At 51.8% G+C, this 16,137-nt stretch carries 11 protein-coding genes; 3 read left to right on the forward strand and 8 right to left on the reverse strand.

Annotated elements, in window-relative coordinates; translation table 11 throughout:
* Positions 1-68 precede the first annotated feature (68 nt).
* The 3 genes from HZU75_RS08530 to HZU75_RS08540 all read right to left on the reverse strand — a co-directional run bounded on the left by HZU75_RS08530 (position 69) and on the right by HZU75_RS08540 (position 4,894).
* The gene (locus tag HZU75_RS08530) at positions 69-2,324 is read right to left on the reverse strand and encodes an ATP-binding protein (RefSeq protein WP_180305683.1); all 2,256 of its coding nucleotides are present in this window, start codon (positions 2,322-2,324) and stop codon (positions 69-71) included.
* A gap of 94 nt (positions 2,325-2,418) precedes the next feature.
* Positions 2,419-3,510, reverse strand: coding sequence for a hypothetical protein (locus HZU75_RS08535; RefSeq protein WP_180305684.1), 1,092 nt, complete (start codon positions 3,508-3,510; stop codon positions 2,419-2,421).
* A 184-nt stretch (positions 3,511-3,694) separates the two neighbouring features.
* On the reverse strand, positions 3,695-4,894 hold the full coding sequence (locus tag HZU75_RS08540) for an MFS transporter (protein WP_180305685.1): 1,200 nt from the start codon (positions 4,892-4,894) through the stop codon (positions 3,695-3,697).
* Between the two features lie 112 nt (positions 4,895-5,006).
* Here HZU75_RS08540 and HZU75_RS08545 point away from each other — a divergent pair, with 112 nt between their 5' ends.
* The 3 genes from HZU75_RS08545 (at position 5,007) to HZU75_RS08555 (ending at position 7,559) form a co-directional block, all read left to right on the forward strand.
* Positions 5,007-5,780, forward strand: a complete 774-nt coding sequence (locus HZU75_RS08545; RefSeq protein ID WP_180305686.1) for an AraC family transcriptional regulator — start codon at positions 5,007-5,009, stop codon at positions 5,778-5,780.
* A gap of 192 nt (positions 5,781-5,972) precedes the next feature.
* On the forward strand, positions 5,973-6,578 hold the full coding sequence (locus HZU75_RS08550) for an NAD(P)H-dependent oxidoreductase (protein WP_180305687.1): 606 nt from the start codon (positions 5,973-5,975) through the stop codon (positions 6,576-6,578).
* 171 nt (positions 6,579-6,749) lie between these two features.
* Positions 6,750-7,559, forward strand: a complete 810-nt coding sequence (locus HZU75_RS08555; protein WP_180305688.1) for a transporter substrate-binding domain-containing protein — start codon at positions 6,750-6,752, stop codon at positions 7,557-7,559.
* 51 nt (positions 7,560-7,610) lie between these two features.
* On the opposite strand, the gene HZU75_RS08560 is transcribed toward HZU75_RS08555, so the two are convergent.
* The 5 genes from HZU75_RS08560 to HZU75_RS08580 all read right to left on the reverse strand — a co-directional run bounded on the left by HZU75_RS08560 (position 7,611) and on the right by HZU75_RS08580 (position 16,110).
* On the reverse strand, positions 7,611-9,908 hold the full coding sequence (locus HZU75_RS08560) for a YgiQ family radical SAM protein (RefSeq protein ID WP_180305689.1): 2,298 nt from the start codon (positions 9,906-9,908) through the stop codon (positions 7,611-7,613).
* A gap of 148 nt (positions 9,909-10,056) precedes the next feature.
* Positions 10,057-12,453: a tetratricopeptide repeat-containing sensor histidine kinase gene (locus HZU75_RS08565; RefSeq protein WP_180305690.1), complete on the reverse strand. Its 2,397-nt coding sequence runs from the start codon at positions 12,451-12,453 to the stop codon at positions 10,057-10,059.
* Between the two features lie 157 nt (positions 12,454-12,610).
* Positions 12,611-13,276 (reverse strand): O-methyltransferase, encoded by a 666-nt coding sequence (locus HZU75_RS08570; protein WP_180305691.1) that lies wholly within the window; start codon positions 13,274-13,276, stop codon positions 12,611-12,613.
* Between the two features lie 93 nt (positions 13,277-13,369).
* The gene (locus HZU75_RS08575) at positions 13,370-14,461 is read right to left on the reverse strand and encodes a tetratricopeptide repeat protein (protein ID WP_180305692.1); all 1,092 of its coding nucleotides are present in this window, start codon (positions 14,459-14,461) and stop codon (positions 13,370-13,372) included.
* Positions 14,458-16,110 (reverse strand): tetratricopeptide repeat-containing diguanylate cyclase, encoded by a 1,653-nt coding sequence (locus HZU75_RS08580; RefSeq protein WP_180305693.1) that lies wholly within the window; start codon positions 16,108-16,110, stop codon positions 14,458-14,460. The genes HZU75_RS08575 and HZU75_RS08580 overlap by 4 nt, the downstream gene beginning before the upstream one ends.
* Positions 16,111-16,137 lie beyond the last annotated feature (27 nt).

A 16,137-nucleotide genomic window follows, 5' to 3' on the forward strand; every position in this document is an offset into this window, starting at 1 on the left:
CAGCATACGGCAAATAGCCGAGCTTGCCAGTCGGGTATTTCCGTAGTTTCAGTCAAAATGCGTGAATTTCAGCTATATTCCGGCTTAATTTCGGTTTTATCGGGTTCTGGCCAACTTAGATTGATACTTAGCCCCTGCCCCATTTCACTCTCGACACGTACCGTACCATGCATCTGTTGGGTGATTAATTGATACACGCGAGTCATCCCCAAACCATTGGTTCCTTGCCCAAATTTCGAGGTGAAAAACGGGTCAAAAATTTTCCGGACCAAATCCGCTGGCATCCCCAAGCCATTATCTTGATAGCTCAATTGAATCTGCTGCGCCTTGCGTGCCCAAGCCAGCGTGATGGTACCGGTTGGCCGGCCAATAAAGGCATGTTTGGCGGCATTTTCAAACAATTGAGTGATGATCTGTGCCAAGGTCATGATGGGCACTGCGGTGTGTAAGCGGTCATCACCTTGTAGCTGGATTTGGATTGTTTGTTTGGCAAATAAATGCGCTTGTTCATGGCTTAAGCCGCTGATTAATTGTGCCAGATTAACCATTTGCCAGTGATCGGAATACTGCTGTTTTGGAATATCGCGAAAGCGTTCGATCAGGCTAACGATACGTTGCAAATTGCGATTGATGGTGTCGCAGGCTGAGCTTTGTTGCTCGATGAAGCTCGCTAGCGTCGATTTGGCCATTTTGCCGGATTCAAACTGTGCATTCAGCTCGGCGACATTGTTTTCCAAAATGCTGGCCGTAGTGATGCAGATGCCGGTTGGGGTATTCAGATCGTGGGCGACCGCTGCAACCAGCGAGCCCAAAGCACTGACTCGTTCGCCACGTTCGATTTCTTGTTGTAATTGTTGCCGTTCCTCATTAGCCAGCCAGCGCTCGATTAACTGCTGCAATAGGCTGGCACGAAATACATCGTCACGCGACCAGTTGTGATGTCCTTCGCCCTGACCATTACTCAATAGCAGTAAGCCGATGCGATTGGCTTGCCGGATTGGCACAAACATTAGCGATGAAATCGGATGTCCCAATAAACGGGCAAATTCGCTGGCGGCTTCATGCAAGGTGGCGCGCGATAAGGGGAGCGGGCTGAGTAGTTGATTGAGCAAGCGATGGCTGGCGGGAAATTCACTCCGGGTGATTAGCCGCGCAGTATTTTGGCTAGGGGGTGCTTCAGCGGCCAGTTCGCCGCTATCGAGATAAGGATTGCTAAACCATAAGCCCAACCAATCTACATTTAGTAATGGTTTGGCCTTGGCGAGTAGTGGTGCAAGCCCCACATCGTCTTGTAAAGACAGCGTGAGTAATTGTTCATGGGCATCTTGTTCAGAGATATCCAGTGCTTTCATATTGCGATGTACTGGCTCCAGGCTGCGGCGAAAATGTTCGGTATTGAGCCGCCGTTCGATGTGCATCCAATGCAATGCGGCAGCAAATTGCCCTTCTCGCTCGTTGGCATCGACAAGGTCAATCGCGTAATCCAGCTGGCGGGCGAGTGAGCCGGTTTGTTCGGCAAGGCGATACGCCCGACAAAGACATTCGATTTCCGCGCGGGGATTATTTTGCCGTTGATATAACTCGGCCTGTGAATCGAGGCATACGCTTTCTAACCACAGATAATGAAATTTTTGCGCTAGCTCTATCGCTTGAGCTAAATGCTGCTCTGCAATCGGTAGTTGCCCCAGCTCCATTTCAGTGTGACCTAGGTGCCAGTAGGATTCAGCAATGTATTCGCGAATATGACCTTGAATTGAATAGTGCAAACCAGTTTGAAAATAGCTTAATGCGCGATCCCACTGCTCGTATTGAATCGCACTGACTCCCAGATTGATGGCGTATTTGGCAGCGAGATAATCATCGCCAGAATGTTCAACGTCGGATTTGGCAGCCAGTAAATAGCGATAGCCCTCGTCAGGGTTTTTAAGCTCGGTATTGGCTTGAGCTAAGCCAATGCGGGCTTCCACGGCGGTGGCATAATCTTCACAAACGTGGGCGAGCTCCAAAGCTTGCATCCAGGCCTCAATGGCTTGTTGGTAGCGGCCTTCTATTTGTGCAATTCGTCCACGTGCCTGTAATAAACGCGCCCCTTGGGCGGTTAATCCTAACTGATGGGCTTGTTGGATTCCGGCCTCGATCTCATTGGCAATCAGATTGGTTTCGCCGCGCCGTTCGTGGATTAGATAGCGCACATAGCAGCTATCGAGCAATAAATCGCTGCGACCACTTTGCTCAGCCTGATCGGCAAAGTGAATCGCTAGCTTGAACGCTAAATGGGGATGATCACGGGAAATCCGGTCGATTCGTCTGAGCGCCGTATCCAAAGTAAACCCTTCCTCGCCAGATTAATATCTTGGGTGCCGTAAGCTGGCACCCGCTGGCTACAGTATGGCTGGGATTTTGGGCTTTGCTGATTTGCTACAGTTTAGCGGCAGTAGTGAGCTGACTATTGGCAGCATTGCAGGGGGCTAGCTGCCAGCGGCCTGCGTGGTAAACATTGTCGGTACCGAGCATGACTCCGCCATCGACATCGATAAATACATCAATATGAAAGCGGGTGTCTTTACGTTTGAATTGCGGCTTGTTGTAGCTACCATGCTTGGCGCCCAGTGAAAGGTGCACACCGCATAAGCGCTCGTAAGTACCAATGTCACTAACGGTGCGCTGGCGATCAAAAGCACGGTTTAGCCCTAAGCCCAATTCTCGTAGCCAAACTTCACCTTCCACCTCGCGAATTCGTGCCAGTACAGCGTCAAACTCCGGTGTACTGTTCTCTACGTCGGTAATACGGCCGCCGTCTACCACGATCGTGATTGGCTCCGGCGGGAAATTGCAATGAAAAGTGGTGTCGCCAAAAACATAGATCTGTGCCCGACCGTGTACTGCAGTTAGATCGACGGCCTCGGTAAAGACTTCGCCAATCGGAAACTGCCCGCCGATATTTTTAAGTGCGCGATAATCACCCACATTAAGTTTGGCGGGCTCTAGCGGGCAGGCATAGTGCAGCACATCGCCGCGGCCGCTGATGAGTTTGGCGTCAGGTGCGCCAGCAATCTTGGCTTGAAGCGCGGTGCCAGTTCCGCGGTAGTAGTCGGCGTCGTACGCTAGTGAAGCAATATAATGCGGGGCCTCGTCATTGATCATGCGCGATAGATGCACATGTTCAATGACTTTCAAACCCTGCGCAAACAACTGTACCCGCAAACGATAAGCATCCAGCCGGAAGTGCGTCGATTGAATTAGTACAATCAGCGTGCCCGCCGCTTGGGCGGCAAATGCCGCCATTACGGTTTCGTTATCTACGCTGCTGATTTCGATCACCTGAGCTTGCGGTAAGGTCGCCTGATACGCCTCTGCCAGTAATGGTGCCAACGGGCATTCGGTATCATAAATAATCAGTGCCGCTTCATCTTGCGTATGGCCGATCGCAATACGGACAATGTCATTAACCGCTTGATACGCTTGTCGGCGATGTTGCTCGGTAAGTTGGCAGTAATTAGGTTTGCTCATGGGGTATTGCACGCTAACCAAATCATATACTGGCTTGGGGTTAAATACCTTGGCAAGTATTTGAAATGGCTTGGCTTTAGGTAACGAGAAGCGGCAATTATCGCATGCAGGCGTAGTTGCCGCTTGATATGGCGCAGAGCGGTCGTTTCTGCACTAAATGCGGGCCAAGCCCGCATTTAGTGCATTAATGTTTAATTTTGGGTAGCAGCCCTGCCACGATGCCCAGTAAAGGCAGGTAGGCCAAGACTTGATACACATTCACAATGCCGTAGTGATCGGTCATGCGCCCCACTAATGCGGCACCCAGACCGGCAATCCCAAACGCCAAACCAAAGAACAGGCCTGCGACTGTGCCAACTTTACCCGGCAATAAATCTTGCGCGTAGACCAACATGGCCGAGAAGGCCGAGGACATAATCAAGCCCACGATAAAACTCAGCGCGACGGTGCCCATTAAGCCAACATAGGGCAGCAACATGGCAAATGGTGCGGCACCCAGAATCGAAAACCAGATGACTGCCTTGCGCCCGATGCGATCGCCAATTGGCCCGCCCAGCAAGGTGCCTAACGCGACGGCAAACAGAAACACAAACAACAATAATTGTGCTTGTTGTGGTGCCAGTGCAAAGCGCTCGATTAGGTAAAACGTGTAGTAGCTTTGAAAGCTGGCCATGTAGACAAATTTGGTCATCAGCAAGGTAAGCAGTACCGCCATTACCCACATGGTTTTGGGGCGAGAAAACGGTGCGCTGTGATGGCTGCTTTTGTGACTGCTGCGTGGCTGTTGATTGGCAAACCACTGGCTAATCCAGCGTAACACGCCCATGGCCACTAAGGCCGCCACCGAGAACCAAGCTAGGCTAGCTTGCCCCAATGGAATCACAATCAGCGCGGCCAGCAGTGGCCCGCAAGCACTACCGGCATTGCCGCCCACCTGAAATAAGGATTGTGCTAAGCCATGCTGCCCGCCTGAAGCCAGTCGGGCAATCCGCGATGCTTCAGGGTGAAAAATGGATGAACCCGTGCCCACTAAGGCGGCAGCCAGCAGAAGGAGAGGGAAGGTATTGGCTTGCGATAGCAGCAGCAAGCCCGATAAAGTAAAACCCATCCCCAGCACAAGGGCATGCTGTTGCGGGCGGCGATCGGTAAATTGCCCAACTAGCGGTTGCAAGATCGAGGCCGCCAACTGATAGGTGAGCGTGAGCAAACCCAGCTGGGTAAAACTCAGGTGATAGGTGCCTTTGAGCAGCGGATACAAGGCCAGAATCAGCGATTGCATCATGTCATTCAGAAAATGCGCGCAGCTAATGGCAGCTAGCACGCGATATTGAGTGCGCTGGGCTGCATCGCTAACTGCGGCCCGCACGGTGGCGGCGGTACTCATGGTGGATGCTCCTGTGTAATTTGATCGGCGTCTAGCGCAAGACAAGCTCATCTTATGGCGTTAAGCTATGCCTGTCTGACGCAAATCCGGCATCTACTATCGAGAAAACGACATGCTAGTTGAACGAGTTGGCCCATTGCGTGATATGCAGGGGGCGCTATTACACGGCAAGGCCGCCGACCACCAGCCCGGCTCCATGACGCCGCGCCACTGGCACGAGGTGACGCAATTGCTCTACGCGATTAGTGGTGTGATGCGGGTCATTACCCCGCTGGGGCAGTGGATCGTGCCGCCCAATCGCGGGATCTGGGTGCCACCTGGGGTATGGCATGAAGTGTTAATGATTGGTCACGTTGAAGTCCGCTCGATATATGTACGCCCCGATGCGATTGGTGGGTTACCTGAGCATTGTTGTGTACTCGCGATTACACCGTTGATGCGTGAATTGATTTTGGCGGCCATTAACATCGATTACCAAGAGCAGCCGATTCCGCCCCGCAGTCAGCTTATCGCCCAGCTCTTACTCAATGAGGTGAAAACGCTGGAAACGCTGCCACTGCAATTGCCAATGCCAAATGACCCGCTGCTGGCCCATATTGGCCGAGCCTTGCTCGCCGCGCCAGATGATAGCCGCACGACCGAAGATTGGGCGGCGGAGGTAGGCGTTGATGCGCGTACGCTCCAGCGACGGTTTGCCAAAGCCACTGGGATGACCTTGGGTGACTGGCGTCGCCAAGCTCGTTTGCTTAATGCTTTGGAACGCCTTGCACTGGGAGAGCGAGTGCTGGATGTCGCGCTCGATTGCGGTTATAGCAGCCCGAGTGCCTTCAGCGCCATGTTCAAACGACAATTCGGTATTGCGCCGAGTAGCTTCTTTCAAGACTAGGGGTATAGCCTTGGCCATATTACTCAGCGGTGATTACAAGGCAATACTGGTGCAGGTATTGCGCCGTGCTTTTCCCCCTTCGGCCAGATTTGCCCAGTGGTGATAATTACACCGCCATAATGGGGATATTTACTACGTTTTCTCACCCCGAATCGATATGCTGTTTGCATTCAATCGACTAAGGGGCCTGAGATGTCCAATATTCTAATCATCAATGCGGCAAAAGAAATGGCGCATTCAGCAGGACGACTTAATGACTCATTAACCCTGCTGGCACAGCAAACTTTGCTGGAGCAAGGTCATGAAGTAGCGCTGACCCAACTGGAAGCGGGTTACGATCTGGATGAAGAAGTCGCTAAGATTCTGGCTGCCGATCTGATTATTTACCAAATGCCCGCATGGTGGATGGGGCCGCCTTGGACGCTTAAAAAATATTTTGATGAAGTATTTACCCACGGTCATGGCAAGCTGTATGCCAATGACGGGCGCTCGCGTACTAATCCAGGGCGCCATTATGGTTCGGGCGGCTTGCTGCAAGGTAAGCAATATATGTTGTCGGTGACGTGGAATGCGCCAGTTGAGGCATTCAGTGTACCAGGGCAGTTTTTTGAAGGTCGCGGTGTCGATGCTGTGTACTTCCCAGTACACAAAGCCAACCAGTTTTTAGGCATGACACCGCTACCAACGTTCATGTGCAATGACGTCATCAAAGCCCCTAATATTGACGCGGATTTCTGTCGTTACCGCGCCCATCTGCAAACTTACGTCTTGGCGCAGCCCGAAACGCTGGTGCTGTAGTCCATATATTTGGCCCAGCTGATGGCTGGGCTGAGCTTTTTCCCTAACAGGCTAATGTCATTATTTCGCCTACACTGCCAGCGCTACACGGTTGAGTACGGTGCAAATTGCCGTGCAGGCCGTCTTAGAGCAGCTAAAGTAAAACTATATGACGCCTGAAAGGGGAAGAGGATGTTGCGTACCATGATTGCGGTGGCCCTACTGAGTACAGCCACCATGGCCGCGGCCGCGTCGCTGGAATCGATCCAGCGTAATGGCTCGATTGTAATTGGTGTGCGTGATTCATCGCCGCCTTTTTCGCAGCTTGATCCACAAACCCGCGCGCTAAAAGGGTATGACATTGAGTTTGCGCTTGGCATCGCCAAGCGCCTGAATGTAAAACCCATTTTCAAAACATTGGAATCGAATGATCGCTTGCCATGGTTAAAGCAAGGCAAGGCCGATATTGTGGTGGCAGTGTTATCCCGCACGCCAGAGCGGGAAAAAGAAATTGATTTCAGTGTGGGTTATTTTGTGACCGACACGCGAATTCTGGCCAAGAAAGGCCGTTTTAAATCGGATAAAGATTTGGCTGGTGCCTATCTTTCTGCGGTTAATGCCTCGACCGGTGCCAAAATATTGCGTCAGAGCTTCCCAAAAACCAAGGTGGCCGAGTTTGATGATGTACCGGAAACTATTAAGGCGCTGAACGCGGATATTGTAGAAGGTGTGGTCGATGATGCACCCGTATTGGCCTTGGCACTCAATAAACTACCTGAGCCGCAACGCAGCAAATATGCCTTGAGCGATTTTGCACTTGCGCTGGAAGTGTACTCGGTCGGCATCCCTAAGGGCGAAAAGACGCTGCAAACCGCCATTAATAATGCTTTGGTTGATATGGAAAACACCGGTGAGGCACAAGCCATCTTTACTCGCTGGTTCGGCCCAAATAGTAGCGCGCCAATTGTACGGATCTTCAAAATCAATCCAAGCCGCAATTAAGTTGTTTCTGCGTGCCACAAAAAAGCCCCGTATCAGACGGGGCTTTTTTATTTAGCGTGGCTTTTTAGTCATTGCTGTGGCTTTCCCGCTGTGACTTCGAGCGCCTACGGGTTTACTGCCCAGCGGTTTCGCACTGCCTGTATGGCCAGTAGGCTTACCACGTGGTATTGCGCCAGTTGCATTTCTGGTGCTGCCCTGTGGGGACTTACCCCGGTTAGGTATCTTGCCGACTGAGCCCGGCCCGCCGCCGCCGCGCGCGTTGCCCTTCGGTGCTTGCATGGTTTTTTCAGCCGCCGATTCGGGCGGAATCAATTGTTTGGGCCCGGTGCCGATTAAATCGGCGCGGCCCATGCTGATCAGTGCTTCGCGCAAGATTGGCCAGTTTTTCGGGTCGTGATAGCGCAAGAACGCTTTGTGAATCCGGCGGCGTTTTTCGTCTTTGATAATGTCGACTTTTTCCGAGCTGCGCGCGATGCGTTTGAGCGGATTGCGTTTGGTATGCCACATCGTAGTGGCCATTGCCATCGGCGTTGGCGTAAACGCTTGCACTTGGTCGGGGCGGAAGTTATTTTTCTTCAGCCACAGCGCCAAGTTCAGCATGTCTTCGTCGCTAGTGCCCGGGTGTGCGGCGATGAAGTAGGGGATCAAATACTGCTTTTTGCCCGCGAGCTTGCTGTAGTGATCAAACATATCTTTAAACCGCTCGAAGGTGCCGATGCCGGGCTTCATCATCTTCGACAATGGGCCTTCTTCGGTGTGCTCCGGAGCGATTTTCAAATAGCCCGACACGTGGTGCGTAACCAGCTCTTTGACGTATTCAGGTGATTCGACGGCCAAGTCGTAACGCAATCCTGAGCCGATGGTGATTTTTTTCACGCCATCAATTTTGCGCGCCTTGCGGTAGAGCTGAATCAGACTGCTGTGGTCGGTATTCAGGTTTTCACAAATGCCCGGATACACGCAGCTTAAACGGCGACAAGAGCGTTCGATTTTTGGGTCTTTGCACGCGAGGCGATACATATTCGCGGTTGGCCCGCCAAGGTCAGAAATGTGGCCGGTAAAGCCTTCGGTCTTGTCGCGGATTTCTTCGATCTCGCGCAGGATCGAGCCTTCCGAACGGCTTTGGATAATCCGGCCTTCGTGCTCGGTGATCGAACAGAAGGTACAGCCGCCAAAACAGCCGCGCATGATATTGATCGAGAAACGGATCATGTCCCACGCCGGAATCACCTGTTCGCCGTAGCTTGGGTGCGGATTGCGTGCGAAATACTGGTCAAACGCATAATCCATCTCCGCGGTTTCAAGCGGAATCGGCGGTGGGTTCATCCACACATCGCGCTCGCCGTGTTGCTGCACTAACGCCCGTGCGTTGCCGGGGTTGGATTCCAAATGCAGCGTGCGGCTGGCGTGCGCGTAGCTAACCGGATCGTAGGTGACGGTTTCAAACGATGGAATCCGAATCACCGTGCGGCCACGTACTTCGCGGCGCGCGGCCAGGCGCGCTTCACGTGAAACAATTTTGATGGCCTGCACGCCATCAGCAGGGGTATCGCTCTGATTAGCTTGCTGGCGTTCGCTTTCATCGGCATACGGGTTGATATGCGGATCAATTTTGCCCGGAATATCAACGACAGATGAGTCTAGCTCAACCCAACCTTCGGGCATCCAGCCATGCGGCGCCAAAAAAGCCGTGCCGCGCACATCGCGGATTTCGCTCATTTTTTCACCGGCCGCCACGCGTTGCGTCACTTCAACCAGCGCGCGCTCGGCATTACCAAACAGCAGTAAATCGGCTTTGGAATAAATCAGCGCCGACTGGCGGATTTTGTCGCTCCAGTAATCGTACTGCGCAATGCGGCGCAAGCTGGCCTCAATACCACCGGCCATAATCTGTACGCCCGGATACGCTTCGCGGCAGCGTTGGCAATATACATTCAGCGCGCGATCAGGGCGTTTGCCCGCCATGCCACCGGCAGTATACGCATCGTCCGAACGCGGCTTTTTATCCGCGGTGTAGCGGTTGATCATCGAATCCATATTGCCGGCGGTGACGCCGAAATACAGTCGCGGTTTGCCCAGTTGCTTGAAATCTTCGGCCGAAGTCCAATCCGGCTGGCTGATGATGCCGACGCGAAAGCCTTGCGCCTCGAGTAAACGCCCGAGCAGCGCCATGCCAAAACTCGGGTGATCGATATACGCGTCGCCCGTCACAATGATGATGTCGCACTCATCCCAGCCGAGCTGATCCATTTCCTTGCGGCTCATCGGCAGGAAAGGTGCAGGCTTGCGCGGTGTTACACCGGCGGGTAGTTCGTAAATGGGCTTGACTGAGGCGTGAGCAGAATTCATGGCAACAACAAAACGGGCTAATCGCGTATTGTCGCAGATTTGGCCGCTTTGCGGCAGCTAAATGCTTGTTTTTTATCGGATTAAATGCTTCAAATTAGGAAAAATAACCTGATAAGTATTAAGGTTTTTAGCCAGCAGACTCGTTTGATTAGCCAGCAAATGACGCACGGATTGGTAAAGTTAGTGTGATTTCAACGCCTTGCCCAATCTCACTGCGTAAGCTGATGTCGCCGCCAAGCTTGCCGTGAATCAGTGAATAGACCTGATACATGCCAAGGCCACTATGTCCTTGGCCAAATTGCGTGGTGTAGAAAGGCTCAAAAATTTTTGGCTGCAGTTCATGCGCAATGCCTTTGCCGTTGTCCTGATATACCAGTTGCACCTGATCCGGCGTGTTGATTTGGCTGCGAAGCGTAATTTGCCCATGCTGGCCGGGGCCGAATGCATGGCGCAAACTATTTTCGAGTAATTGGCCAATAATCTGCTCTATTGCGGCACGATAACTGCTGATCTCGAGTTGAGGATCAATGAGGTTGCTGATCTGGATGCGCCGGAGTGTGTCACTGGTTTGCCAGCGTTCAATGATAGGCTCGATCAGAGTTTTAAGCTGACAGCGCTCTGGGAGCGCTGAGCTATCATCGTCGGCAAGTTGGCGCAGATCGCGAATCATCTCGCTGGCGCGGTGTGCATTGCGCTGAATAATTGCAGCACTGTGCAGACTATCCTGAATGTATTGCTCCAGTTGGCTTTTCTTCACGCTACCAGCGGCTAAATTATGCCCAAGCTCGAGACTATGTTCGCTAAAGGTGCTTGCCGCAGTGAGGATGCTGCCCAATGGTGTGTTGAGCTTATGTGCAAACCCGGCGACCAGAAATCCTAGCGCGGCTAGTTTTTCGGCGTGCACCAGTTTCTGGCTCGCATCTTGCAAGGCTTGGGTTCGTTCTGCCACGCGGAGTTCCAACTCATCATTTTGGCCTTGCAGCTTAGTATTGAGCGCCGCGATTTCCTGTTGGTAGAACTGCTGTTGATGCTGAGCTAGCGCGCGGCTGGCAAGTAGCCCCAATTGATTCGCGTGCTGCAATTCAGCGCGTTGCCAATTGCGCTGTTTAGCCAGATGCTCACAGGCGAGTACCGCAATGGTTTGATCGTTCAAGCGTACTGGCACCAAAATCAAGGCGTGGATATTTTGCGCTTGCAACGTCAGTTCGCTCCAGCGCCAGGTATATAAATGCTGAGTCGCCGAGTGGGCAACCACCATTTCCCCTGTTTGCAGGTAAGTGAAAAGCTCAGGTAGTTGTTCGCGCTGTAAATCTGGCCCTGTACTCAAGCGCTCACCGACAGCATTGCCGCGCATCAGGCAGATTAAACGCTTACCATCATCTGCCCATTGCCAGAAGCTGGCTTGTGCAAGCTGCAGGATTTGGCATGCTGTTTGGCAAAGAGTAAGGCTGATGCTGGGCAGCGAGCCTTGCTCTAGTGAACAAGAGCTCGCCAGATTTAGCAGCGTTTGCTCGGCATTGGGTTGTAAACCTGCAATTTGTGCCACTTGCTGTAGCGGATCGCGCTGGCTGGCTTGTTGGATTTGTTGCTCTAGCCGTTGCGCTTGGCGCTGCATTTGCAACGCCGTAGCAAAGTCTTCAAGTGTTTCGCAAATTTCACTCAGCAGATAGTGCAACTTCATACGGACATGCAAGGCACCGGCCTGTTTGGCGATATCAAGCCCTTGATGAGATTGCTGCAAAGCCTCCTTGGGGCGGCCCATTCGCAATAGGCATTCTGCACGCAGTAAGATGGTTTGCGCTAAAGCCCAGCGATAACCTGTGCGTTCTGCGATGACCCGTGCGGCATCGAGCGATGCCATCGCTAATGAAAAAGATTGTTTTGCCACATATAACTCGCCGATTCGCATTAATGCTTCGGCTTCATCGTCAGCATGTTTTAGCGTTCTGGCGGTATCGAGCGCGAAGTTATACGCGGCCAGTGCTTCGTCGTGGCGACGAAGTTTGAATAAATTCACCCCTAGATTGATGTGTGCTTGCAATAGCAACCAGTCATCTTCCAAGCTGCCGCAGCGGGCAATGGCTTCTTGATGCATCTGAACTGCAGATTGATGATCGCCAAGTGCATCGTAAATTTGCCCCAAGCCCATTTTGGCTTTCACCCAAGCGATATATTGCTGGGAAAGCTCCGCTGCTTCTAGGCAACGAGCCCAAATTTGCATGGCTTCTTGGTAACGGGCGCTGGCGTAAAGTGCACGACCAATCAGGTTTAGTAGCCGTGCTTCTGCTGCAAATAGGCGATGAGTTTGCGCCATTTGCAAGCCTTCGTACTGCAGGTCAAGGCTGGCATCCCCGTAGGTAATTTGTGACTGTAATTCGATGGCTGTAATCACGCCAACCGCATCATGTTCCGCCCGAGTTTGGCTTAGTAGCTGGTCAAGTAGGGTTTGGGCTTGGGCACGTTCGTTATGCAACAGCGATTCAATCTGCGCCACCATTTGGGCAAATTGCACAGTGCTGCTAAACGGCTGTGTTAAAGGGAACATAACTAGGGTATCTGGGGAGCAATGGCTTTCAGTTTAGCTCTTGATCTACTATTTGCCAGCACCAATCGGTGGTGTGCGCATAGTAGGCTAGATCCCTTTGGTTGTTGTGGGTATGTGCTTGTAAGGTAGTATGGTTAAGCTTTGCAAGGGTATACCCTTAGCGTTTAAATAAGATGGTCATCCCATCTCCTGCCGGTAAGATACAATGCTCAACCCGTTGATCATCACGAAGTTGGCGGTTAAATTCATGCAAGATGGCAACGCTGCGTGGATGGCTCGCCTGTGGCGTGGCGACACGACCATTGAGAAACATATTATCCAGAATGATTAAGCCACGCGGGCGCACTAGTTGTAGCGCGTATTCATAATAATTGGGGTAATTGGGCTTATCTGCATCGATCAGCATGCAATCGAATTGACCCGCCGCTCCTTTTTCGAGCAAGCGTGGCAGCGTTTCCACCGCGCGATCGAGATACAGCTTGGTTTGTTGCTCAATACCTGCACGTTTCCACCAGCTTTGCGCTTGGATGGTAAATTCTTCACAGACATCGCAGGCAATGACTTGGCTATCTTCGCCCATTGCAATGGCGGCAGCGATTGAGCTGTAACCAAGAAAAGTACCAACTTCGATATAGCGTTTTGCGCCAATCAGCCGTAATAGGAAGATCAGCAAAGCGCCTTGCTCGGGGGCGAGAGACATCTTTGCTACGCGATGCTCGCTGGTTTCTTCGCGCAATTGCCGCAAAATATCAGGCTCACGCAGTGCCATTTGCAAGAAATAATCACGTAGTGGTTCAGATAAAGACAGAGTATTTACGGTCATGGCGGGTGGTTGATGCGAGCAGCAAAACCTTGATTATACCTTATTGCCTTGACCAGCCTGTTGGCGCGCCTGATGGTAGGCAATTTAGAGCCATCAAGCGACGTAGGATTGCAGACGTAATATTGATTTACGTGTTTCTAGTTCCCGCTCGATCCGGCGCAAGCGGGCTTTGGTTTGATTTGATAGTTGCATTGGGAACCCTCGCTGGTCATGCTGGCCAGCGACCAGCTCATGCAGGCGTTTGCGATGGCTGAGCGCTGCTTGATATTGCCCCGTATCCAGATAAAGCTTGGCTAATTGGGTATGTGATTCAATCGCGAGTGGCAGCAACTGATGCTCATCACTAAGCCGAGCTGCTTCTTGCAGGCATTCTTCGGCCAGATCGGCTTGCTGCAGTGCTGCAAAGCAGGTTGCTAGCGCCAGCATGACCTGACCTTGCCCGGCAATCAGATGATGTTTTCTAAATAATAGATAAGCCTGGCTTAGCAGCTCTTGTGCTTCCGAAAAATGCTCAAAGTGCATTTGAATCAAGCCATTGTAGGTAAGAACTTCCGCTTCCCATTCCGGCTGTTTTTGCCCAGCGGGTAAATGGGCGGAAATTTGCTCCAGTGCGCTGAGTGCTTCTTGATATTTGCCCAAGCGGTAGGCATCGGCGGCTAGATTGAGGTTGAGTTCACATTCCAGTGCCTTATCTTGCAAGGGCTGGCTCAAATTATGCGCAATTTGATGAAAATGCATGGCTTTGCGGTAGTCGCCAAAGGCAAAATGCACTTTGCCAATCCCTAAATAAGCGCGAATACAGCCGTAGGAAGCTTGCAGCACCGTTGCAACTTCAAGTGATTGCAACCACGCATCCAGCGCGGGGTAATAGGCTAGCTGTTCGTGTAGTAGATTGGCTAATTCGTCATAACTCTGCATCGCTTGCGGCATGAGTTTGTGGCGTTTGTAATGCCGAATACTGGCTTGCAGGCTGGCAATGGCCTCATTTGGTTGCCCCAGTGCTTTTTGGCACTTTGCTAGTACCCGCAGGCTTAGGCCGAGCCATTCGAGGTTTTTTGATTGCCGAGCCCATTTACATAATTGCTGCGCAGCCTGTTGGGCTTGCTGAAGATTTTGGGCCAGCAATGCTAAGGTGCTGGCATATTCAGCCTCGAAGTAGGCTTGTTCACTAATAATGGTGCTCATTGCTCGGGCCCCTGATATAAGCAGACCTGATTACGACCTTGGTGCTTCGCTTGATACAGCGCCTGATCGGCAGCCGCCATGAGTTCATCAATCGACATTGCGGGTTGCCATTGCGCGCAGCCCAAACTGATGGTGACCTGTAAGCCTGTGGAGACTTTATCCCAGTCATGGCGGGCTATTTCTTGGCGCATCCGTTCGGCAATCCTCAGTGCTATGCTGGCATCGTTGCGCGGCAGAACGAGCACGAATTCCTCACCGCCAAAGCGCGCCAGCAAATCGGTTTCGCGTGTTAGCTGCAATAAGATTTTCGAGCCTTGTTTGAGTACTTCATCGCCAATTTGGTGTGAATGCAGATCATTGACCTGTTTGAAATGATCAAAATCAATCATGATCAGGCACAGTTTGTTTTTTTCCTGGCGAATTTGCTGCAGTAGCAATGGCAGTTGTTCGTCTAGTGCATGGCGATTGAGCACGCCGGTAAGTGCGTCATGATAGGCTGCATTTTCGAGCTGTTGCATGCGTTCATGCTCTAGGCTACGTTGCTGCATGAGTTGTTTTACTTCCAATTCGCTACGCAATAACTGAAGCTTGATTTCCGCTTGGTTGAGCCGGCGGGTAGAAATAGCATCCAATTGATCGCGAGTGTTTTGTTTTTGTAGCTGCAGGTAGTAATTATGAAACCCAATGTGATGCATCGTGGCACGAATAAAATCACCGCAGGCCTCGTAATTACTGGAAAGTGCCCGGTGAATTTGCTGCTGCAGATGCTCATTTTCTAATGCTTCGGCCAGCTCAAGCGCTTGCTGGAGGTGCACAATGGCTTTTTCATGCTCTGCTTGTTGGCAGGCTAGTTGGCCCAAGCTAATCAAGCATTGCGTTTGCCCCCAGCGTGAGCTGGTATTCAGATTAAGGTCATACGCGGCCTGAAAATACGCCTGCGCACGAATCCAGTCATGCTTTGCTAAACTAATTTGCCCCAGATAGTGGTTGATTTCGGCGAGCCACGACAAGCGGATCGGCAAAATCAGGGTGTCTTCAGTTTTTAGCAATAAACGCTCGGCCAGCGCATAGTCTTGAATCCGAATCAATGTCGCCGCCAGATGAAGCTGCGTTCGCGATTGCAGATCAATATCTTGATGTAGCTGCGCCCATTCCACTGCCTGCGATTGAAAATAAAATGCTTGCTCAAAGTGATCACGCTGGAAGTACAGATCACCAATGCCAAGATAGCAATGAATATAGCGCTCAATCTGGTTTTCTTGCGTTGCCAACTCAAGGGAGTTGAGCCACGAATGCAAGGCTTTTTGTGTTTGACGCTGACTTTGGTAGCACAGCGCTAGCCCTTCATGGCACTGGCTTTGTTGCCGGGTATCATGTACTAGCTTGCTTTTCTCAAGTGCTAGGGTAAAGCTGTGTACTGCGGTATCAGTATGTTGGATGATTTGCTGCGATTGCCCGATTAGTAGCAGGGCCTCGATTTCTAAATCGGTTGCCTTCAGAGTGTCGGCTGCCTGCAGGGCAGATTGAGCTAGAACGATGCTCGATTCGCAATGCACGACAAACAGCCGCCGTGCTTCTTGCAGGCAGCGAATAATGTGCTCCCTGCCGCAAGGCTCAGGAGGAAAGAAGTCTTCTAGGTCGTTTAGCAAAGTTGTCTTTGCGGTTCTGGGTAATAA

The organism is Chitinibacter fontanus (assembly GCF_013423785.1).
In the GTDB taxonomy this organism is placed as follows: domain Bacteria; phylum Pseudomonadota; class Gammaproteobacteria; order Burkholderiales; family Chitinibacteraceae; genus Chitinibacter; species Chitinibacter fontanus.

Excerpts from the sequence above, each read along its gene's own strand:
- HZU75_RS08535 (WP_180305684.1), bottom strand. The coding sequence starts at position 3,510 with ATGAGCAAACCTAATTACTGCCAACTTACCGAGCAACATCGCCGACAA.
- HZU75_RS08540 (WP_180305685.1), bottom strand. The coding sequence starts at position 4,894 with ATGAGTACCGCCGCCACCGTGCGGGCCGCAGTTAGCGATGCAGCCCAG.
- HZU75_RS08545 (WP_180305686.1), top strand. The coding sequence starts at position 5,007 with ATGCTAGTTGAACGAGTTGGCCCATTGCGTGATATGCAGGGGGCGCTA.
- HZU75_RS08550 (WP_180305687.1), top strand. The coding sequence starts at position 5,973 with ATGTCCAATATTCTAATCATCAATGCGGCAAAAGAAATGGCGCATTCA.
- HZU75_RS08555 (WP_180305688.1), top strand. The coding sequence starts at position 6,750 with ATGTTGCGTACCATGATTGCGGTGGCCCTACTGAGTACAGCCACCATG.
- HZU75_RS08560 (WP_180305689.1), bottom strand. The coding sequence starts at position 9,908 with ATGAATTCTGCTCACGCCTCAGTCAAGCCCATTTACGAACTACCCGCC.
- HZU75_RS08565 (WP_180305690.1), bottom strand. The coding sequence starts at position 12,453 with ATGTTCCCTTTAACACAGCCGTTTAGCAGCACTGTGCAATTTGCCCAA.
- HZU75_RS08570 (WP_180305691.1), bottom strand. The coding sequence starts at position 13,276 with ATGACCGTAAATACTCTGTCTTTATCTGAACCACTACGTGATTATTTC.
- HZU75_RS08575 (WP_180305692.1), bottom strand. The coding sequence starts at position 14,461 with ATGAGCACCATTATTAGTGAACAAGCCTACTTCGAGGCTGAATATGCC.